The sequence below is a fragment of the Brevibacillus gelatini genome (genome assembly GCF_050920745.1).
Taxonomy (GTDB): Bacteria; Bacillota; Bacilli; order Brevibacillales; family Brevibacillaceae; genus Brevibacillus; species Brevibacillus gelatini.
In genome coordinates this window covers 4,106,952-4,125,910 of the sequence record NZ_CP154342.1, presented here as the reverse complement: position 1 = coordinate 4,125,910, position 18,959 = coordinate 4,106,952, and the positions used below count along the sequence as shown (strand labels likewise).

General features: G+C 53.0%; 21 protein-coding genes. All 21 read left to right on the top strand.

The features are described from left to right. Positions 1–128 precede the first annotated feature (128 nt). The 21 genes from AAFJ72_RS19875 to AAFJ72_RS19775 all read left to right on the top strand — a co-directional run bounded on the left by AAFJ72_RS19875 (position 129) and on the right by AAFJ72_RS19775 (position 18,903). Positions 129–500 (top strand): NADH-quinone oxidoreductase subunit A, encoded by a 372-nt coding sequence (locus tag AAFJ72_RS19875; protein WP_122902831.1) that lies wholly within the window; start codon positions 129–131, stop codon positions 498–500. Beyond that, entirely contained in the window at positions 491–1,009 is a 519-nt protein-coding gene (locus tag AAFJ72_RS19870; RefSeq protein ID WP_122902830.1) for a NuoB/complex I 20 kDa subunit family protein, read from the top strand. Before AAFJ72_RS19875 ends, AAFJ72_RS19870 begins: the two co-directional genes overlap by 10 nt. Continuing rightward, positions 1,006–2,226: an NADH-quinone oxidoreductase subunit C gene (locus AAFJ72_RS19865; RefSeq protein WP_432775415.1), complete on the top strand. Its 1,221-nt coding sequence runs from the start codon at positions 1,006–1,008 to the stop codon at positions 2,224–2,226. Before AAFJ72_RS19870 ends, AAFJ72_RS19865 begins: the two co-directional genes overlap by 4 nt. 3 nt (positions 2,227–2,229) lie before the next feature. Beyond that, positions 2,230–3,378, top strand: a complete 1,149-nt coding sequence (locus AAFJ72_RS19860) for an NADH-quinone oxidoreductase subunit D (protein WP_122902828.1) — start codon at positions 2,230–2,232, stop codon at positions 3,376–3,378. Then, entirely contained in the window at positions 3,375–4,385 is a 1,011-nt protein-coding gene (nuoH, locus tag AAFJ72_RS19855) for an NADH-quinone oxidoreductase subunit NuoH (protein ID WP_211338196.1), read from the top strand. Before AAFJ72_RS19860 ends, nuoH begins: the two co-directional genes overlap by 4 nt. A 92-nt stretch (positions 4,386–4,477) precedes the next feature. Further along, the gene (gene nuoI, locus AAFJ72_RS19850) at positions 4,478–4,891 is read left to right on the top strand and encodes an NADH-quinone oxidoreductase subunit NuoI (protein ID WP_122902826.1); all 414 of its coding nucleotides are present in this window, start codon (positions 4,478–4,480) and stop codon (positions 4,889–4,891) included. Position 4,892: 1 nt separating this feature from the next. Beyond that, positions 4,893–5,402: an NADH-quinone oxidoreductase subunit J gene (locus AAFJ72_RS19845; protein WP_122902825.1), complete on the top strand. Its 510-nt coding sequence runs from the start codon at positions 4,893–4,895 to the stop codon at positions 5,400–5,402. Beyond that, the gene (nuoK, locus tag AAFJ72_RS19840; RefSeq protein ID WP_122902824.1) at positions 5,399–5,710 is read left to right on the top strand and encodes an NADH-quinone oxidoreductase subunit NuoK; all 312 of its coding nucleotides are present in this window, start codon (positions 5,399–5,401) and stop codon (positions 5,708–5,710) included. The genes AAFJ72_RS19845 and nuoK overlap by 4 nt, the downstream gene beginning before the upstream one ends. 26 nt (positions 5,711–5,736) lie before the next feature. Further along, entirely contained in the window at positions 5,737–7,659 is a 1,923-nt protein-coding gene (gene nuoL, locus AAFJ72_RS19835) for an NADH-quinone oxidoreductase subunit L (protein WP_122902823.1), read from the top strand. Next, entirely contained in the window at positions 7,643–9,184 is a 1,542-nt protein-coding gene (locus AAFJ72_RS19830) for a complex I subunit 4 family protein (protein ID WP_432775413.1), read from the top strand. Before nuoL ends, AAFJ72_RS19830 begins: the two co-directional genes overlap by 17 nt. A 3-nt stretch (positions 9,185–9,187) precedes the next feature. Continuing rightward, positions 9,188–10,714 carry an NADH-quinone oxidoreductase subunit NuoN gene (gene nuoN / locus AAFJ72_RS19825; RefSeq protein WP_122902821.1) on the top strand — a complete coding sequence of 509 codons (1,527 nt, stop codon included), beginning with the start codon at positions 9,188–9,190 and terminating at the stop codon, positions 10,712–10,714. A gap of 107 nt (positions 10,715–10,821) precedes the next feature. Next, on the top strand, positions 10,822–11,052 hold the full coding sequence (locus AAFJ72_RS19820) for a DUF1146 family protein (protein ID WP_122902820.1): 231 nt from the start codon (positions 10,822–10,824) through the stop codon (positions 11,050–11,052). A 98-nt stretch (positions 11,053–11,150) separates the two neighbouring features. Further along, a complete protein-coding gene (locus AAFJ72_RS19815; RefSeq protein ID WP_432775411.1) occupies positions 11,151–11,897 on the top strand; it encodes a YwmB family TATA-box binding protein in 747 nt (248 codons plus the stop codon). Between the two features lie 18 nt (positions 11,898–11,915). After that, positions 11,916–13,241, top strand: coding sequence for a UDP-N-acetylglucosamine 1-carboxyvinyltransferase (gene murA, locus AAFJ72_RS19810; protein ID WP_122902818.1), 1,326 nt, complete (start codon positions 11,916–11,918; stop codon positions 13,239–13,241). A 153-nt stretch (positions 13,242–13,394) separates the two neighbouring features. Continuing rightward, positions 13,395–14,411, top strand: coding sequence for a stage II sporulation protein D (gene spoIID, locus AAFJ72_RS19805; RefSeq protein ID WP_432775410.1), 1,017 nt, complete (start codon positions 13,395–13,397; stop codon positions 14,409–14,411). Positions 14,412–14,501: 90 nt separating this feature from the next. Next, positions 14,502–15,227: a peptidoglycan DD-metalloendopeptidase family protein gene (locus AAFJ72_RS19800; protein ID WP_432775409.1), complete on the top strand. Its 726-nt coding sequence runs from the start codon at positions 14,502–14,504 to the stop codon at positions 15,225–15,227. Between the two features lie 185 nt (positions 15,228–15,412). Then, positions 15,413–15,700 (top strand): sporulation transcriptional regulator SpoIIID, encoded by a 288-nt coding sequence (spoIIID, locus tag AAFJ72_RS19795; RefSeq protein ID WP_122902814.1) that lies wholly within the window; start codon positions 15,413–15,415, stop codon positions 15,698–15,700. A gap of 77 nt (positions 15,701–15,777) precedes the next feature. Next, the gene (locus AAFJ72_RS19790) at positions 15,778–16,794 is read left to right on the top strand and encodes a rod shape-determining protein (RefSeq protein ID WP_122902813.1); all 1,017 of its coding nucleotides are present in this window, start codon (positions 15,778–15,780) and stop codon (positions 16,792–16,794) included. Positions 16,795–16,800: 6 nt separating this feature from the next. Then, positions 16,801–17,769, top strand: a complete 969-nt coding sequence (locus AAFJ72_RS19785; protein ID WP_432775408.1) for a flagellar hook-basal body protein — start codon at positions 16,801–16,803, stop codon at positions 17,767–17,769. Positions 17,770–17,784: 15 nt separating this feature from the next. Then, positions 17,785–18,615, top strand: a complete 831-nt coding sequence (locus tag AAFJ72_RS19780) for a flagellar hook-basal body protein (RefSeq protein ID WP_432775407.1) — start codon at positions 17,785–17,787, stop codon at positions 18,613–18,615. A 33-nt stretch (positions 18,616–18,648) separates the two neighbouring features. Next, the gene (locus AAFJ72_RS19775; RefSeq protein WP_122902810.1) at positions 18,649–18,903 is read left to right on the top strand and encodes a DNA-directed RNA polymerase subunit beta; all 255 of its coding nucleotides are present in this window, start codon (positions 18,649–18,651) and stop codon (positions 18,901–18,903) included. Positions 18,904–18,959: the final 56 nt, after the last annotated feature.

The following is an 18,959-nucleotide window of genomic DNA, read 5'->3' as shown; positions in this document are numbered from 1 at the left end:
GACCTGCGACAACGTTCATACCTTCATCTGCGATGCTGCGAGCAATATCCCTTTGATGAGGTGACTACTTCATCTGGAGGGCAGCGCAAGACAGATTCAAATCTTTCTTACGAGCGGAGGGAACGTGGGTGAATGAGATCTATACCAACAATTATGTTATTGTCGCGATCTTTTTGATTCTGGGTGTGTTGTTGCCCGTGGCTACAGTCAGTTTCGTTGGTCCACTGCTGCGTCCAAAGAAACCGACACGGGAAAAGCAAACCACTTATGAAAGCGGTAACATTCCTGTTGGTGACAGCTGGGTACGCTTCAACGTAAAGTATTACATTTTCGCCCTCTTGTTTGTCATTTTTGATGTAGAGACGCTCTTTCTGTACCCGTGGGCCGTCGCTTACAAAGAGCTGGGGCTGTTCGCCCTGGTTGAGATGGTCATCTTTATAGCCTTGCTGGTAGTAGGGTTGATTTACGCGTGGAGAAAGAAGGTGCTGGAATGGAACTAGACTTGACAAGCATTGCGCCTGAATTGCAAGAAGAGCTGGAACGCAACGTCATGTTTACGACATTGGAAACGGTAAAAGGCTGGGTCCGCAGCAACTCGCTCTGGCCGCTGACCTTTGGTCTTGCCTGCTGCGCCATTGAAATGATGGGAACAGGTGGATCGCGCTACGACCTGGACCGGTTCGGCGTGATCTTCCGCGCATCGCCAAGGCAATCGGATGTCATGATCGTCGCCGGAACCGTCACGAAAAAAATGGCGCCGCTGCTGCGCCGTTTGTATGACCAAATGCCCGAGCCGAAATGGGTGATCGCCATGGGGTCCTGTGCGACGGCAGGAGGTCCTTACGTACGCTCGTACAGCGTGGTAAAAGGTGTCGATCAGATCGTTCCTGTCGACGTATATATTCCGGGCTGTCCGCCTAATCCGGCTGCCCTGATTTACGGAATCAACAAGCTCCAGGAAAAAATTCGCTATGAAGCGAAGACTGGGAAGCGGGTGACCAGTCAATGAGTGAAGAAAAACGCAAACCAACGCCGGAAGAAAAGGCGAAGGCCGCCGCTGAAGCCCGTGCCAAGGCTGAAGCTTTGCGAAAATTAAGAGAACAGGGGGCGCAGGCTCCACAGGGGGAAAAGGAAGCGGAAGAAGTTCCGGTACAAGCCCAGGCCGCAAAAGAAGCCAAAGAAGCCGGGACAGAGTCGGCAGGCCCACAGACAGAAGCAGCTTCGGCCCCAGCCGCGAAGCCCTTCTCGGAAATGACGCCAGAGGAAAAAGCCGCTGCGAAAAAGGCCGCCGCTGCCGAGGCGATTGCAAAGGCCAAGGCCGCGAAAGAAGCGAAAGAAGCCGGAGCAGAGTCAGCCCCAGCGCCGAAGCCTTTCTCGGAAATGACGCCAGAAGAAAAAGCCGCCGCGAAAAAAGCCGCCGCTGCTGAAGCGCTGGCAAAAGCAAAAGCTGCGAAAGAAGCCAAAGAGGCTGCCCAGCAGGCTGATGCTGCTCCGACAGCATCCGGTGCAGACGCAGAGGCGAAGGCCAAAGCGGCGGCTGCTGCAAAGGCCAAGGCCGCTGCCGCAGCTGCAGCGAAGGCGAAGGCCGCGAGGGAAGCAGGCGGACAGGCAGCAGATGGCGCAGATGCCGACGCCAAGGCAAAAGCAGCCGCCGCTGCGAAAGCCAAAGCAGCAGCCGCCGCAGCAGCGAAAGCGAAAGCCGCGCAGGGAGAATCCCCAGCTGCGGAAGAAGCGCCGAAAGCTCCTTCCAAAAATCAGCCGTATCTCGACAAGTACGTGCAGCGCATTACAGAAGTGTTTGGCAAGGAAGTGCTGGAGGCTGCCTACATAAACGAGCTGGGCAAGGAAGTTCCGACACTGGTCATCAAGACAGAGCGTTGGCATGAAATCGCCCGCTTTTTGAAGGAAGACGAGCCACTCGCATTCGATTACTTGTCTGATTTGCACGGCGTCGACTATGAGGACCGGATGGAGGTTTACTACCACTTCTACTCCTACAAAAACCGACAAAGTCTGGCCGTAAAAGTCAAAACAAACCGGGAACAGCCATCTGTGCCATCCGTTATGGACCTATGGCATGGCGCAAATTGGAACGAGAGAGAGACTTTTGACTTGTTGGGGATTCATTTCCCGGGACATAAGGATTTGCGTCGAATTTTGCTGCCGGATGATTGGGTAGGCTATCCGCTGCGAAAAGATTACGTGCAATACGACGAGGAGGTTTAACAGATGAACCAAAACATCCTCACAACAAATGTCGATACCTCTCCTGAAACGGGCATTCGCACGGAAGAAATGCTCTTGAACGTCGGGCCGCAGCATCCGAGTACACACGGCGTTTTTCGTCTGGTTGTCAAAATTGACGGGGAAACCATCAAGGAAGCCATTCCGGTGATGGGCTACCTCCATCGGGGAACCGAAAAGCTGGCGGAAAACTTGAACTATACGCAAATCATTCCCTACACAGACCGGATGGACTACGTGTCCGCCATGACCAACAACTACGTCTTCTGCCACGCGGTAGAAACCATGATGGGATTGGAAATACCGGAGCGCGCCCAGTTTCTGCGGCTGATCGCCATGGAGCTGAACAGGGTAGCGAGTCACCTGGTTTGGTGGGGAACGTACCTGCTTGATATTGGCGCGATGGGGCCGTTTCTGTATGCGTTCCGCGATCGGGAAATGATCCTCGACCTGTTCAACGAGCTGTGCGGGGCGCGGATGACCTTTAACTACATGCGGATTGGCGGCGTGAAATGGGATGCTCCTCCAGGCTGGATCGACAAGGCCAAGGAATTCGTCCAGTACATGAAGAAGGAGCTCGGCAACTACCATAAGCTGGTGTCGGGAAATGAAATTTTTATCAACAGGATCAAAGGCATCGGCAAATTCGACACCAAGACGGCGCTGGACTACTCGCTGTCCGGAGTCATGCTCCGCTCTACCGGAGTCAAATGGGACTTGCGCAAGGATGAGCCTTACTGCATCTACGATCGCTTCGATTTTGATGTTCCGACTGCCACAGAGGGAGACTGCATGGCTCGCTACCAGTTGCGAATGGCGGAGATCGAACAGTCGCTGCGCATTTTGGAGCAGGCTCTGGAGCAATTCCCGAGCGAGGGGGAAGTCATCGGCAAAGTGCCGCGCGTCATCCGTCCGCCAGCCGGTGAGACATATGTGCGCATCGAAGCACCGCGGGGAGAGATTGGCTGCTACATTGCCAGCCAGGGCAAGGATAAGCCGTGGAGAGTGAAATTCAGACGTCCGTCCTTTACCAATCTGCAGATTCTGCCCAAATTGTTGCAGGGCGAAAACCTTGCCAACATGATCGCAATCCTGGGCAGCATCGACATCGTGCTCGGGGAGGTTGACTGTTGATGAACGAGCTTCTGCAGCAAGCCCCCTCATGGGGAAACACGCTCTGGTTTATCGTGGCGGCGGTGCTCCTGCTGGCTGTCCTGCTGGGCTTCGTAACGTATGCCATTTACTTCGAGCGAAAAATCATCGGCTGGATGCAGCTGCGAATCGGTCCCAATCGGGTAGGACCGCTGGGGCTTTTGCAAACCGTTGCTGACGTTACCAAGCTTCTTCTGAAAGAAGATACGCGTCCGCAGCATGCAGACAAAGCGCTGTTTACGCTGGCGCCCATTCTCGCCTATGCGCCTGCCTTCGGGGTTCTCGCCGTCATGCCGTTTACAGAAAGCATCCAGTTTGCCGACTTGGGCATCGGCCTTCTGTACTATATCGCTCTGTCGGGAATTACCGTGCTGGGCGTAATTACGGCGGGCTGGGCGTCGAACAACAAGTATTCGCTGATCGGCGGTCTCCGCTCTGCGGCGCAGATGATTAGCTATGAAGTGCCACTCGTCATGTCCGTGGTGGGCGTTGTCATGCTGACGGGCAGCATGAATCTCAGGGAAATTGTCGAGGCGCAGCGGGATGTCTGGAATATCGTTCCGCAGTTTATCGGCTTTGCCGTCTTTCTTGTAGCGGCCCAGGCCGAGCTGAACCGCACGCCTTTTGACTTGCCGGAGGCCGAGTCCGAGCTTGTGGCAGGCTACCACGTCGAATATTCCGGCTTCCGCTTTGCGATGTTTATGCTGGCGGAATACGTGTACATGTTCGGGATGGGGACGTTGATTACGATTTTGTTTTTGGGCGGCTGGCTGCCCATTCATCCGGCTTTGGACTTTATCCCGGGAATCGTCTGGTTTGTCCTCAAGTTCTCGCTGTATATCTTCCTTCAGTTCTGGCTTCGGGCTACAATGCCGCGCTTGCGGGTCGATCAGTTGATGTCGTTTGCCTGGAAAGTTCTGCTGCCAGTGGCCTTGTTCAACATTTTGCTCACGGCTGTCGTCATTTCCTATCAAAACGGCATGTTCTAAGCTTCGCGGCCAAGAGGCAACTGCCAGATGTCCCACGTTTATACGGTCGGCAAGGCGAAAGACAAGTTCTCAATTTCTGAGGGGTGACATACATGCTTGGACTGGCCAAAGGCCTGGGGTACACATTTAAAAAGCTTACGGAGAAAAAAGTAACCCATTTTTACCCGGACGTGCCTTTTCCCATGCCGCCGCGCTTTCGCGGCATCCAGCACTTTTCCCCGGAAAAATGCATCGTGTGCAACCAGTGCGCGCGCATTTGTCCGACAGAGTGCATCCAGTTGACAGGAAGGCCCCATCCGGATCCGGAGAAAAAGGGGAAAATCATCGATACGTACGATATTAACTTCGAATTGTGCATCCTGTGCGATCTTTGTACAGAGGTTTGCCCGACCGAAGCGATTGTGATGACCAACAACTTTGAGCTGGCTGTATACAGCAGGGACGAACTGTACAAAGACCTGAAATGGCTGGATGACAACAATACGAACGTCAGGGAGGAGAACTAGCATGACTGGCGAATTTGTAGCCTTTTTTATCCTGTCTCTCCTGACGATTGGCGGCGCTGTTTTCATGATTAGCTTTACGCGAGTCGTTCACATGGTAATCTCGCTCGGGGTTACGTTTATCAGCATCGCCGGACTGTTCGTTTTGCTTGGAGCGGAGTTCGTAGGTGTAGCACAGGTGCTGGTTTACTCCGGGGCGATTTCCATCCTGATGCTGTTTGGCATCATGCTGACCAAGCACGATGCCCAGGATGAAGGAACCGGACGGACCTGGAAAAACCGCTTTATCCTGCTCTTTGTCGTCGGACTGTTTGGTCTGTTGTTCTGGGGTGTGCAAAACACGCCGTGGCCGGGACCTCCGCCGCAAGCAGCATCGTCTGTGAGCAACGCCAAAGAAATCGGCCTTGAAGTATTCACCAAGTACGTCATTCCGTTCGAGCTGTTGTCCGTACTGCTTTTGGTCGCATTGGTCGGTGCGATCATCATGGCAAAAAAGGAGGGGGATAACGAATGACAGTAAGCATTACCTCCTATTTAATGGTCGCGCTGATTCTGTTTTGCGTCGGATTGTACGGAGCGCTGACAAAGCGCAACGCGGTTGTCGTGCTGCTTTCGATTGAGCTGATGCTGAATGCGGCCAATATCAACCTGATTGCCTTCTCAAAATACGGCTTGTACCCGGCTGTAGCCGGACAAATTTTTACCCTGTTCTCCATGACGGTGGCGGCGGCCGAGGTCGCGGTAGGTCTGGCAATCCTGATTGCACTCTACCGCAACAAGGAAACCGTCAATGTGGATGAAATGAACCAAATGAAACGATAGATGGAGACCTGATAAGGAGGACAAAGATGGATACTTTTTTGCACTACGCCTGGCTGATCCCTCTGTTTCCGCTTCTTGCTTTCATCGTGATCGTTTCATTTGGTCGACAGTTGAAAGAAGGAGCGGCCATCGTCGGCATCGGGCTGACGGCTGTTTCTTTTGGAATCGCAGTGCTCACCTTCTGGCAGAGATTCCGGGATGGCGGAGGAGACTACAACTACGTGGTAGATTGGCTGCAAGTCGGTGACATTGTCATCAACATGGGCTTTGAGGTAACGCCGCTCAATGCCATGATGCTGGTCATCGTGACCTTGGTCAGCCTGCTGGTTCAGATTTACTCCAAAGGCTACATGCACGGTGACGAGCGTTTTCCGGTGTTTTACCAGTACCTGGCGCTGTTTACGTTTTCCATGCTCGGTCTGGTCATTTCGCCGAACCTGTTGCAAGTGTACATTTTCTGGGAGCTGGTCGGTGTCTGCTCCTTCCTGCTCGTCGGCTACTACTACTTCAAGCCGGAAGCGAAGGCTGCGGCCAAAAAGGCATTTATTGTCACACGGATCGGCGACCTTGGACTGTTTATCGGGATTTGTCTGCTGTTCTGGTGGACAGGAAGCTTCGAGTACGCGGCGATTTTTGAGAGCGTGGCGCTCGGACGTCTGGAGCCTTGGATGATTACTCTTGCCGCGATTCTGATTTTTGTCGGGGCAATCGGAAAATCAGGCCAATTCCCGCTGCATACATGGCTGCCTGACGCGATGGAAGGTCCTACGCCAGTGTCTGCCCTGATCCACGCGGCGACGATGGTCGCAGCCGGGGTGTATCTGGTGGCGGCGACGTATCCGCTGTTTATCGCCTCGGAGACAGCGCTGACAGTCGTGGCCTATGTGGGAGGCTTCACAGCAATTTTTGCCGCTTCCATCGGTTTGACGCAGCGTGACATCAAGCGCGTGCTGGCGTATTCCACCGTCAGCCAGCTGGGCTACATGATGATGGCGCTCGGCGTTGCCGGAGCTGCCGGTTATGTAGCCGGATCGTTCCACCTGATGACACACGCCTTTTTCAAAGCGTTGCTCTTTCTCGGAGCGGGTAGCGTCATTCATGCCGTACATACGCAGGACGTTTTCGAGATGGGTGGCTTGTGGAAAAAAATGCCTGTTACGGCATTGACCTTTTTGATCGGCTGTCTGGCAATCGCGGGGATTTTTCCGTTCGCCGGGTTCTGGTCGAAGGAAGCAATCCTGGGCGCTGTGTACGGAGCGCATCGCTATGATCTGTTGGTCATTGCGCTCGTTGCCGCTTTCTTTACGGCATTCTATATGTTCCGACTGTTTTTCCTCACGTTCGCCGGAAAGGCCAGAGGCAAGCACGAAGCGCACGAGTCGCCAGCTGTCATGACTGGTCCGCTGCTGATTTTGGCGCTGCTCGCTGTGGTGGCTGGTTTTGTAAACACGCCTTACGCTCCGCTGCTGTCTGACTGGCTCCTGTCTACAGACACGGGAACGGCGATTGCAGGCATTTTTGGAGAGGGATCAGAGCATGCGGCAGCATGGCTGCAAATCGTGGCGCTGCTCATCTCGGTGCTCGGCGTCATTTTGGCCTATCTGATGTATGGCAAAAAGTCGATTCCTTCGGACAGCATTCCCGAGACGATGCCGTGGCTCTATCAACTCTCTTACCGCAAATACTACGTGGATGAGTTGTATCACCATGTCGTTGTGCGGCCGCTCGGCTGGCTCGGCGTAATCCTGAACGGCTTTGACAAGTACGTGGTGGATGGCCTGGTCGGGCTGACAGCCAAGCTTTCACAGGGGATCGGCTCTCTGCATGCGCGAGTGCAAAGCGGTCAGATTCAGTCTTACGGGGCGATGGTCCTGTTCGGTCTTTTGCTGCTGATTATCGCCATCAGTTTGACGGTCGAGGGAGGTGGACTCTTTGGATTCGGGCGCTAATATCCTTTTGTCGTCGCTGGTGTTTTCTCCGCTCCTGGCGATTCTTGTCATCGCCTTCATCCCGAGCAGCCGATTCGGGGCAATCAAGCAGGTTGGGGTACTGGGAACCTTGCTGCCGCTGATTCTGGCCTTCTGGATGTTCGGAGCTTTCAATTACGATACGTCCAATCTCCAGTTTGTCGAGCGTCACAACTGGATTTCCATCCCGATCGGACTTGCGCAGACGGGGACGGTCTTTGCCTTTGAAATCAACTACGAGCTGGGCGTGGATGGCATCTCGATGCCGCTGATCTTGCTGACGGCGATTATCGGCACGATGGCTGCAGTCGCTTCCTGGCAGATCAAAAAGCGGCTGAAAGAATATTTCATCCTGTTCCACTTGCTGCTGATCGGGATGCTGGGTGTGTTTGCCGCCGATAACCTGTTTTTGTTCTTCATCTTCTTCGAGCTGACGCTGGTGCCAACGTACTTCCTGATTGGCATCTGGGGCTACGGCGAGCGGGAGCATGCGGCAAACAAATTCCTTTTGTACAACGGAATCGGCTCAGGCATCATGCTTCTGGCCTTCATCATGATTTTCGTCGTCATGCGCACGCTGAATATGGACCAAATTGCTGCGATCCTGACGACGCCGGATCATCCGGTTACAGCTACGCTCACACCAGAGGTCCGGTTCGGGCTGTTCCTGGCGCTGTTTGTGGCTTTTGCCATCAAGCTGCCGGTATTTCCGTTCCATACGTGGATGCTGAAGGTACACGTACAAGCTCCGCCTTCCATCGTCATGATCCACTCCGGCATTTTGCTGAAGATGGGGGCGTATGGGCTGTTGCGGATGGGCATCGGATTTTTCCCGGAGCAAGCCTATCAGTTCTCGACATGGCTTGCGGTCTTGGGAATCATCAACGTCTTGTACGGAGCGGTTCTCGCTTTTGTGCAAAAAGATTTGAAGATGGTGCTGGCGTACTCCAGTATCAGCCACATGGGGATCGTACTGCTCGGCTTTGCGGCGATGAACTCAATCGGCTTTCAAGGCGCGATGTTCCAGGTTGTTTCCCACGGCTTTATATCGGCACTGCTGTTCTTTTTGATCGGCGTCATTTGGGACCGGACACAGACGTCGACGATCAGCGAACTCGGCGGCTTGGCCAAATCCATGCCGTTTGCAAGCGGAATTTTCCTGGCTGGCGGGATGGCGTCGCTGGGTCTGCCAGGCATGTCCGGGTTTATCAGTGAGTTTTTCGCTTTCCTTGGGCTGTTCGGCCGGATGCCAGTGTTGGCCGCGATCGGGGCGCTCGGAATCGTGCTCACAGCCGTTTACCTGCTGCGGGCGATCCTGCGGACGACATTCGGCCCGATGCCAAGCCGTTTTACAGGTCTTGCGGACGCGCAGCCAATGGAAGTGATTCCGATGGTCGTGTTGCTCGGATTCATTATTCTCATCGGGGTGTACCCGGCTATTTTGGGCAATCCGATGCAGCAGGCCCTGAAAACGATCGTACCGATCGTAACGGGAATAGGAGGGTAATCCATGGACGTAAAAGATATTTTCTCATATGACTGGAGCTACCTTCTGCCCGAATTTATCATTCTCGGTTTTGCGACGATTTTGTCGCTCCTGGACCTGTTCGCGGGCAAGCGCCTTGGCAGGCAGGTGATCGGCTGGCTGTCCCTGGCGGGGGTAGTGCTGGCCATGGTGTTTGTCTTCGTCAACGTCAATGTACTCGACAAGCCGTACAGCTACATGGCGGACATGATTCGCGTGGATGACTACGGCAACGCGTTCAAGCTGCTTTTCCTGGGCGGGACGGCATTTGCGATCCTGATTTCTCTCTCGTATTTGAAAAAGGGAGAAGTTACCCATAAGGGAGAGTATTATTATTTGATGCTGACGGGTCTTTTGGGGGCGATGGTCATGGCGTCCTCGGCCGACCTGATTACGCTGTTCGTAGGTCTTGAGCTTTTGTCCCTGTCGTCCTACACGCTTGTCGGCCTGCGAAAAAGGTCGCTGCAATCAAACGAGTCGGCTTTCAAGTATGTCGTCTCGGGCGGAATCGCCACAGCCATTACGCTGTTCGGTATGTCCTATGTGTACGGACTGGCGGGAACAACCAACATTTACGAAATCTCGTTCCGCCTGGCGGAGGCTGGAATGGCCGGCTACCAGTTCCTCGTCTACATGGCCTTTGCCTTTTTGGCGGTCGGTCTTGCCTTTAAAATATCTGCGGCTCCCAACCATATGTGGGCACCGGACGTTTACCAGGGCGCTCCGACTCCAGTCACGGCGTTTTTGGCAGTTGTATCAAAAGCGGCAGGCTTCTCGCTGTTGTTCCGGGTTCTGCTGATCTCGTTCTTTAACGTCAACGACGGGGCAAACCGCTTCTTTTTCCAGGAAGGGAGCCTGTACCTTGGCGTGATGGCGGCAGCCTCTATGATTATCGGGAACACGATGGCGCTGCGGCAAACAAACGTCAAGCGCATGATGGCCTATTCGGGGATCGCGCAGGCGGGTTACTTGCTGGTGCCGTTCGTGCCGCCGACTACGCTGTTTTTCGGCGAAGTGATTTTCTATCTGTTCGGCTATTTGCTCGTCAGCTTCGGCGCTTTTGCCGTCATCATGGTAGTTACGCGCGAGCAAGGGACAGAGGAGATCAAGGGCTTCGCAGGCTTGTATCACCGCTCGCCGATTATGGCGATTGCGATGAGCATTTTCCTGTTGTCGCTGGCGGGCATTCCTGTCACCGCAGGATTCTTCGGGAAATTCTATCTGTTCATGGGCGCTCTGGCCCAGGAAAACTACTGGCTGGCAGCGATCATGATCGTGACAAGTGTCATTTCCTACTATTATTACTTCGGGATTATCAGGCAGATGTACATGCGTCCGGGAACGAGCGAAGCACCGCTCGCCGTGCCAAAGGGCATCTGGACTCTCGTTTTCGTCCTGGCTCTCCTGACGGTGTTCTTCGGAGCCTTCCCGGGTCTGGTTACTGACTACGTACAGCTTCATTTCAATCCGTCGTTTGACTTCGGGAACATGCTTCCTGTCGACTTTCAGTGATACTCGTAACGAAACGCCACATCATGTACAATAGAGGGGATAGCTCGCTTTCGGGCTGTCCCTTTTTCTTTTTCTCTGGTTACTGATTTGCAAGAGGAGGAACAACCATGCCGCAAGAAGTATACGGCGTATTGAGCATCGTCCTGTCGATTGTATTCATTGCACTCGCCTGGTGGGCGTTGCAATCATTTCGCTTTGAAAAGATCGTCAAGCATCCGCAGGGGGCGCAAGCCAAGCTGCTGCAAGTCCTTTTGTCGATCGTGATCGGCTATGAAGTTTCGCGCTTTTTCCTGGATTATTTGGGCTGGTCCATGAATTTCAGCAGCCTGTTTTCCTGATTCCCAAACTTCTGCCCATCCGCTGGTATATCCACCCAGTTTCATGTGCAAAATGAGAAGTACAAAGAGATACGCATGAACATGGGGAGAGGGTAAAAATGGGGAAATGGTCTGGCCTGCTTGCACTAGCTCTATTGCTGGCAGCATGTGCTGTATACTGGATGCCTGCGCAGGCGTCGGAAGCAAAACCTGTCGCGAGCAAGCTCATGCAAACGCTCGAAGAATCAGGAGCAACGGGCGTATCCATCCAGGTACGGGCACGCGTTCCGCTGGGAGAAGTGCAGCGCCCGGAAGAAGTCAAAGAGTTGGCACGGACATGGGCAAAAAAGCTGGAGATCCCTCTTTCCCTTGGCGGGGAATCGCGGAACAGCAACATTCTTATGTATCGGACTACATACATGCAAAACGGCGTTTCGGTTCGCTACGAAGTGGCAGGTGTTTCTAAAAATGGGGCATTTGACACATATCTAGTGCTGCACATATCTGGAAGCCGTGAATCCCTACTATATATTGAGCAGATACAGGAAACCTTCGCATCAGCCCTGAAAAATGCCGACTTTATTCCGCAAATTAGCACTTGTATTCGCGGATTGTACAATGTTAAGATGAGTGTTGACCAACAGAGGGGTAAAATTATGTCGATTTTTGCTACCCTTCAGGCAACAGAATTGGAACGTTTGCAAGATGAGACGGTTGTCAGTATTTCCGGACATACCCCTATGTGGGAACCATTCATCGCGTTAAACGGGCAAAAGATGAATCTGCAAGTGGCAACACACCGTGACAGTGACAATGTTGGCACATGGGTCACTGTAGGTACGCCAATCATCACAGTGGAATATTAGCACGCGGAGGGGTACACATTGGATAAAATTATTGTCCGTGGTGGTAAGGCATTGACCGGAAATGTGAAAGTATCTGGCGCCAAAAATGCCGTACTCCCTATTATTGCAGCATCTATCCTGGCAGAAGAAGGAACATGCGTGATCTCGGATGTACCTGCTCTCGACGATGTCAGGACAATATGCGACCTCTTGAAATCGATGGGAATCTCCCTTACATATCATCATGAAGTGCTGACAATCCATGCTTCCGAGCTCACCAGCGTGGAAGCATCCTATGAACTGGTCCGCAAAATGCGTGCATCCTTCCTGGTAATGGGGCCGCTTTTGGCTAGAAAAGGACAGGCTCGCGTCGCTCTTCCAGGTGGTTGTGCCATTGGTACTCGCCCGATCGACCAACACCTGAAAGGGTTTGAGGCTATGGGAGCCAAAATCGAGATCGGACAAGGGTTTATTGATGCAAAAGTGGACGGGCGATTGAAAGGGGCAAAAATCTACCTCGATATTGCAAGTGTCGGCGCAACGGAAAATATCATGATGGCAGCGACTTTGGCCGAAGGCACGACCGTGATTGAAAACGCGGCAGAAGAGCCAGAGATTGTCGACCTCGCCAACTTCCTGAACAGAATGGGAGCAAAAATTCGCGGGGCGGGAACAGGCTCCATCCGCATTGAAGGCGTGGATAAGCTGAAGGGCTGCACGCATTGCGTCATCCCTGACCGGATCGAGGCAGGAACCTTCATGGTAGCCGCAGCGATTACAGGTGGAGATGTCTTTGTGGAAGGCGCGATTTGCGACCACCTGAAATCCGTCACTGCCAAGCTGCGGGAGATGGGCGTGGAAGTAGACGAGCAGGAGAACGGCATTCGCGTTCGCCGGACTGGTCCGCTCAAGGCGGTCGATCTCAAGACGCTGCCGTATCCAGGCTTCCCGACGGACATGCAGTCGCAAATGATGGCGCTTTTGCTTGTTTCCGAAGGGACAAGCATCGTCACCGAGACCGTTTTTGAAAATCGCTTCATGCACGTGGAAGAGTTCCGCCGCATGAATGCCAATATCAAGATCGAAGGACGCAGTGCGATTGTGGAAGGCGGCGCCAAGCTGACCGGAAGCAAGGTAGCCGCTACCGATTTGCGCGCAGGCGCGGCATTGGTGCTGGCCGGACTTGTGTCCGAGGGAGAGACGGAGGTTACAGCTCTCCATCATATCGACCGCGGGTATGTGAACTTTACGGAAAAGCTGCTGGCGCTCGGAGCTGATGTAGAGCGTGTAGGCCCAGAGGAGAAAAAGCGGGAAGCCGTAGTCCCGGAAACCATCAAGGTAAGCTTCTCTCCTAATTTTGCGTAACCAATGTGTCAGTCATATGACAAAAACGAAGATTCTCTGCACAAGCAGGGAGTCTTTTTTTGTTTCCTCGCGACTCTCTGACTCTCTCGTTCTATGGGTCTATGGCAGGACATAGACTGAAAGTGTCTAGCACTTAACGGGGAGGATCACTGGATGAAACGCTACTTGCTCATAGGGTTTATCACTTTGCCGATCTTGCTCGTCCTGATGCCCGCGGCGCTGGTCTATCTGTTTGCCCCCTCGCACGAATCCGCCACGCAGCCAAACGCTGTCGTCCAGAGGCAGGACAAACCAGCGATGGCCGCTGCTGACCCGCAGCTTTCCATCAAGGTCTACCGAACAGAAAAAAAGGTGGTGGAGACGTTGCCGCTGGAAACGTACATTGCCGGGGTAGTAGCTGCCGAGATGCCTGCCGAATTTGAGCTGGAGGCGCTGAAGGCCCAGGCGATGGCAGCCAGAACGTATATCGTGCGCAGGCTAAAGCAAGGGAAATTCGACGACGTTCCGGCGGGGGCACAGGTGCTGGATACCGTCCAGCATCAGGTCTATATGGATGAAGCACAGCGCCGCGAACGTTGGAAAGATCAATTTGAATGGAAAAACAGACGCATCGAGCAAGCTGTCCAGTCAACAGCGGGGATTGTACTGACCTACCAGGGAGAGCCGATTGATGCGACATTTTTTTCCACCAGCAACGGATTCACTGAAAACTCGGATGAATACTGGGAAAAGCCGATCCCTTATTTGAAAAGCGTAGCCAGTCCCTGGGATATCGAGTCGCCCCGTTATGAAGAAACCGTGGTCAAGTCAACGGCGGAGCTGGAAATAGAGCTGGGTGTCAAGCTGTCGCAGGAGGCTTCCTCCAATGGGGCCTGGTACCGGATTGAGTCGCGAACGACAGGCAATCGGGTCGGCAAGATCAGCATTGGCGGCAAGGAGTTCACCGGACGGGAATTTCGCGAAAAGCTGAATTTGAATTCGTCATCCTTCACGCTGGAGCTAAGAGGAAATCAAGTCTTTATTACGACAAAAGGATACGGCCACGGAGTCGGCATGAGCCAGTGGGGGGCAAACGGCATGGCCAAGAGCGGAAAAACCGCCGAGCAAATCGTGAAGCATTTCTACCAGGGAATCAGTTTGCAGAATTACGCAAAAGTCATGCGAGCCTAGCAAAAAAGATGCAAATTTTTACTTTTCCCTTCTCTCTCAGGTTTATTCGTCAAAATTCTGGCGATACTGAGGGATGAGGTGATGAATAAAATGGAAGATCAAAAAAATCAAAATCAACCGATTCCATTCAAGAAGGCAAGTGCCTGGAAAAAAGTTTTGGGCAAGAAGTGGGCGTTCCCCGCAATCTACATCGGAACCGCAGCAATCATTCTCGCTTTTGTGATGTGGTATCAGGGCAGCGTCATGGACACAGTCTCCAACATGACGAATGTCGCGGATGACGTGGCAGTGACTACTCCGGCGGCTCCTGAGACTCCAGAGCAAAACGAAGAAGCGGTACCCGTGACAAGCGGCGCCCAACCGTTGGCATGGCCTGTAGGGAAAAACGTTCAGTACGAGCTGGGAATGGGCTACTACGATGAACAGGCGTCCAAAGACGAGCAGCAAAAAGCACTCGTCAAGTACGGCAACTCCTTCTACCCGCACACGGGAATTGATTTGAAAGCAACCGACGGCAAGAGCTTTGATGTAGTGGCAGCGCTCGCCGGAAAAGTCACCAAGGTGGAAAACGATCCGCTCGTCGGCAAAACCGTTGAAGTAGAGCACACTGACAAAATGGTTACGGTTTATCAAAGCCTGGAAACCATCACAGTCAAACCGGGCGATGAAGTGACACAAGGCCAGGTCATCGGATCAGCCGGCCGCAGCGAGTATGAAAAAGACTTTGGCGTCCATCTCCACTTCGAAGTACACGTGGACGGCAAACCAGTCAACCCTCAGCAATATTTGCTGCAAGCGGAAACGAAAAATCAATAATCACCGAAATAATGGAACAGCACCTGCAAAATCAAGCGTTTTGCGGGTGCTTTTTTTTGCTTTTGGTACAAACCGTGGAAAAAAGATGCGTCCGTGCTGGCTTGTCAGGCTTGGAAACGTAGAATATGTGTCCCCGCGCACCCATATATTGTATCAGACAATGTAGATACAAGGAGGCGAGTAATGTGCACGACTACATCAAAGAACGGACCATCAAGATTGGCAGATATATTGTAGAAACGCGAAATACGGTACGGATGATTGCCAAAGAGTTCGGTGTTTCCAAAAGCACAGTGCACAAGGACTTGACGGAAAGATTGCCTGAAATAAATCCGGAGCTGGCCAACCAGGTAAAGGAAATTTTGGAATATCACAAAGCGATCAGACATTTGCGGGGAGGCGAAGCAACCAAGATCAAGTATAAGCGGCGCAGTAAAAAAGTCCGCGTAGAACAGGAGGAAGGCGTCCAATAAATAATTTTCTTGTCCTCTCACGTAGAAGAGCCTATGATATTAGATAGAAATGTAACTGGTAACAGGGAGGACCTTTCATGTTTGGCAAAGATATCGGGATCGACTTGGGGACGGCCAATGTCTTGGTGTATGTAAAAGGCAAGGGGATTGTCCTGGACGAACCATCTGTCGTGGCAATAGATAGTAATACAAGGAAAGTATTGGCTGTGGGGCACGAAGCACATCGCATGGTGGGCCGCACCCCAGGAAACATCGTGGCGATCCGACCTTTGCGCGAAGGGGTCATTGCCGATTTTGAGATTACGGAAGCGATGCTGAAGCACTTTTTGAACAAAATTGGCGGGAAAAGCATGTTTGCACGCCCGCGCATTTTGATTTGCTGTCCGACGAACATTACGTCTGTCGAGCAAAAGGCGATTCGCGAGGCGGCAGAGCGCAGTGGCGGCGCAAGACAGGTGTTTATCGAAGAAGAACCGAAAGTGGCTGCAGTAGGGGCAGGAATGGATATTTTTCAGCCGTCCGGAAATATGGTAGTCGATATTGGTGGGGGTACGACCGATGTTGCGGTATTGTCTATGGGTGACATCGTCACGTCATCCTCCATCAAAGTAGCTGGAGACACATTCGATGTGGCTATTATGCGGTACATAAAAAATAAATACAAACTGCTGATCGGAGAGCGTACGGCTGAAGATATCAAGGTACAGATCGGAACTGTATCCGGCAGGCGCCAGGACGAAATGGACATTCGGGGCCGAGACATGGTAAGCGGCTTGCCGCAAACCATTACCATTAAATCGGTCGAAGTCCAAGAAGCCCTGGCCGAGTCGGTGAGCGCGATTGTACAAGCCTCCAAATCTGTTTTGGAACGAACACCTCCTGAGCTTTCTGCCGATATAATTGATAAGGGTGTTTTCCTGACCGGCGGCGGAGCACTTTTGCACGGTATTGACGAGATTTTGGCGGAGGAACTGAAGGTTCCTGTGCTGGTAGCGGAAGAACCGATGATGTGCGTAGCCAAAGGGACCGGAATGATGCTGGAATACCTTGACAAAGTACCAGCTCACTCGAATAAGCGATTATTCAGGAGGTAAGATGACGTGATTAGAGGCTTGTATACGTCTGCATCTGGCATGCTGGCCTTGCAAAACAAGCAAGAATCGCTGGCGAATAATCTGGCTAACATCAATACTCCTGGCTACAAGCAGGACATCGGTGTGATGCGAGCGTTTCCGGAACAGCTTCTCTCGCGCATGCGCGATTCGGAAGGACCTGAATTTCCAGGTGTTCCGAGTATGCCGGGACAGCCTGCGGTAATCGGACGGCTGCACACCGGCGTGTACATGTCGGAAGCACTCCCGAATTTTACACAAGGGGACATCGAGGAGTCGAACAATCCGTACGATGTCGCGCTCATGGACAACCTGCAGCCCGATCAGGACGGCAATGAACGCCGGCTGTTTTACAGCGTGGCACGCATTGAGGACTTGACGCAGCCAGCTGAGCCAGAGGATATCCGCTACACGAGGAACGGCAACTGGCGTGTGGACGCGGAGGGCTACCTGATGACGTCGGACGGATACTATATCCTCGACGACCAAAATCAGGCAATTCGGCTGAACGATCCGAACACCGGGATCAATGTCGGCCAGAACCTGAAAATCAATCAGGCTGGTGAGTTGCTCTACAGAAATTCGGAGGACGAAGAATACCAGCCGCTGCCCACTCATTCGCGTCTGGGCCTGAGTGTCGTGACAGATCCGAAGAAGCTCGCTCGCGAGGGAACAAGCGTTTTCCGCTATGAGGGAGACATAGAGGTACAGTCAATCGAGGATGCGGAAGCGGAGGATCAGGCTGCACTGGCAGCCGGGGAGTACAATACGCCTGCCATTACAGGGCGCTACGGCTTGCAGCAGGGCTGGAGCGAGCGTTCCAATGTAGACCCGGCACAAACGATCACAAACATGATGAGCGTGCTGCGTGCGTATGAGGCGAATCAGCGGGTAATTACGACGATTGATGGCACACTGGACAAGGCCGCTAATGAAATCGGACGGGTAAATGGATAATAGGAGGTAGTAACGATGCAGTCGCTTCACATATCTACATCGGCTATGCGCGGCATTCAGCAGGCGTTGGACAATACGGCCAACAACCTGGCGAATATTGATACAGTCGGCTACAAGCGCAGGACGGCGTCGTTTTCCGAGCTTCTCTCCGATTCGATGACGGATCAGCCTGCCATGGACAATCAGAATCGCAGTTCGGCCGCTGGCTTGCGCATAGGCAGTGGTGCTCGCCTTGGCATGACCAGGTTGGATCTCGCCCCGGGCAGCATCGAGGAGACCGGAAAACCGACAGACGTGGTGATTGAAGGGCCAGGCTATTTTCTGGTGACAAAGAAAATCAAGGATGCAGCAGGAGAGATAATTCGGGAAGAAAGTCGCTTTACGCGGGACGGTTCTTTCAAGATACAATACGATGATGACGAACGCGGCTATGTGCTGCACACGACATCCGGACATATTCTCACGGACGAGAACGGTGTGAGCATCGTTTTGCAGGAGCCGATCGAAGACATTAAAATTACGCCAGACGGCGAGATTTCTGCCAATGGAGATACTTTCAAGATCGGCGTCTGGAAAGTGGACAACCCGGATCAATTGCAGCAGGTAGGGCAAAATTTGTTTGATGCCGAGCTTGATACCGAGGAAAACCCGATGGACAAGTATGAGAACGCCATTGAACTGCGCGTTGCCAAACTGCGCCAGGGGGCACTGGAAGGCTCCAACGTGACGATGACACAGGAAATGTCCCAGCTGGTGAACATTCAGCGCGCCTACCAACTGAATTCGCGGGCGATTGGCATCAGCGATCAGATGATGGAGATTGCCAACTCGCTGCGCAGCAGATAATTCATACAAACAGGGATGACGGAGGAGAGGAGCATGGACCAAGGGAAGGGCAGAAGGTTCCCGCGTGATATCGAAGAGGTCAGGAAAAAGCCGAAAGAGCGGGAACGGAGCGGCAGAAACTGGCGAGTGACGGTTGCCAAACTTGTGCTGGTCCCAATCCTGTTGTTTTTCTCTCTCGTCATCGGTTTGGTGATCGGCTACGGAGTAGTGGGCAACAAGCCGGCGGCGGAAGTATTTGACCTTGGGACGTACAAGCATATGTGGGACTTGCTTTTTGCGGATACGTAAGCAACGGAAGAAAAGAGCAGGTTGGACAAGCCCGGACCGAATGGTTGGGGCTGCCT